A 1,551-nucleotide genomic window follows, 5' to 3' on the forward strand; every position below is an offset into this window, starting at 1 on the left:
CGCCGAGCCGGGCAGAGCGGATATTTTGATCGTTCTCCTCGAGCATGTGCAGGCGACTGGCAGACGCGCGCTCGATCCAGGCCTTCCGGCGATCGAAGAGGTTCGCCGTGCTCCGTCGCACGGCGGAACCGTCCGCACGACCGTCACCGTGGAATCCGGCGAGCATCTTCCCTTCCGGGTCGGCCTTGCACCGGGCATTTTCTATGTCGATGTCGCTCATGGCAGGGATGCCGTCACCGAGCGCTGACCGAGGCGGACAAGCCGCCACGCACATGCGACCGTGGTATTCCTAGAGCGGCTGCGCGGGTAAGCGACGACGTCGGCTGGGTACGGAACAGATCGGTTGCGGACGGTCGCCGCAGGTGTGCGATGAGAGCTGTTCGGTCGCCCAACGGCCGGGTGGGACGCTGTTTGCGGAACGCGGGACGGCTGGCCCGCGAGTCTCTGCATGATCGTGAGCCCGAGCTTCCTGCTGGCGCCAGCGATGCAACGCGACCGCTGCGGCGCTCACGTTGCATCGCAGGACCTGACCTTGCGCGTCTACTGTCGCGGGATGAAGGGATAGCCGGGATAGATGTATCCGGCGCTCCAGAACGATGGCACGCCGTAATAGGCGTAAACCGAGTCGTAGTAGTCCGCTGCGTCCATAAGTTCGGGGTCATACGCGGGTGCCGCGGCGATCCGCTCGCGCGGCTCGGTGACATGAACGGTGTTGTCATCGATGTCGTCGACGGCGTCGACCGGGATGAAGGTTGATTTGCTGCCGATGCCGAGAATGCCGCCGTGCTCGACGAGGAGGAAGCGGACCTTGCCCTCGTCGGCGTCGATGAGCAGGTCGCCCACGGTGCCGAGGTCGTCGCCGTCGCGATCGTGCACTTTCTTGCCGCGGATGTCCTCCGCCGGGTCGGCCAGGACCTGATCGCTGTCGCTCAGCTTGATCAATGATGGGGCGGTGGGGTCGGTCATCGATCTTCCCTTCGTTACGGCGCCGTCCCACGTGAGTGGGGGGTTGTGCCTGGCTACCCGGGGTCCTGGCTCGGAAACGGTCTGTCGTCTGAGGTGGGCGAATAGGCTCGCTGCTCCGCGCGGCGGTCAAGCTTGGTGACCGCAACGGCGATAGCGATGCCGGCGAAGAATAGCGGTGCGCACAGCATCAGGATCGGGCTGAGCGGTTCCTCGCGTACCGAATCCGCGGCGGCCGTGCCGGTGATCGCCGCAGCGGCGCCGATGGTCATGGTCACCAGGCGGGGAAGCCGATGGCGGTGCCGCGCGAGCGTCTCGCCGATAAGCCCTGCCGCCGCACCGACAGCGGCGGCGACGGCCAATTCCAGGATCACGATAGGAGGTCCTTCCAAGCGGAATCGACTACCACCGTGCTCCTCGAAGATGGTGTGATTCAAGCGGTGTCATGACGATTTGACAACTTTGTCCGGCGCCGCCGCGGCTGGTCCCGGCCAGGCCGGGACCAGCCGCGATGGAACGCAGACGGCTGCCGATCTGGAGAAAGCTGCTGTCGGTCCCGTCGACGTGGTAACCCTGCAGCGCCAGAAG

At 65.6% G+C, this 1,551-nt stretch carries 3 protein-coding genes; 1 reads left to right on the forward strand and 2 read right to left on the reverse strand.

Features of this window, described 5'->3' with window-relative positions; genetic code table 11:
- The coding region (locus VGM20_02210) for a hypothetical protein (protein ID HEY4099670.1) at positions 1-247 on the forward strand (247 nt) is incomplete at its 5' end.
- Between the two features lie 293 nt (positions 248-540).
- On the opposite strand, the gene VGM20_02215 is transcribed toward VGM20_02210, so the two are convergent.
- Together VGM20_02215 and VGM20_02220 are read right to left on the reverse strand one after the other, a co-directional pair.
- Complete coding sequence (locus tag VGM20_02215; GenBank protein HEY4099671.1) at positions 541-966, reverse strand: PRC-barrel domain-containing protein; 426 nt, start codon at positions 964-966, stop codon at positions 541-543.
- A 53-nt stretch (positions 967-1,019) separates the two neighbouring features.
- The gene (locus tag VGM20_02220; protein ID HEY4099672.1) at positions 1,020-1,337 is read right to left on the reverse strand and encodes a hypothetical protein; all 318 of its coding nucleotides are present in this window, start codon (positions 1,335-1,337) and stop codon (positions 1,020-1,022) included.
- Between the last annotated feature and the right edge of the window lie 214 nt (positions 1,338-1,551).

It is taken from the genome of Gemmatimonadales bacterium (genome assembly GCA_036500345.1).
Classification (GTDB): Bacteria; Gemmatimonadota; Gemmatimonadetes; order Gemmatimonadales; family GWC2-71-9; genus Palsa-1233.

What these genes read in the sequence shown, in the direction of transcription:
- VGM20_02215 (HEY4099671.1), bottom strand. Translation starts at nt 966, where the DNA reads ATGACCGACCCCACCGCCCCATCATTGATCAAGCTGAGCGACAGCGAT.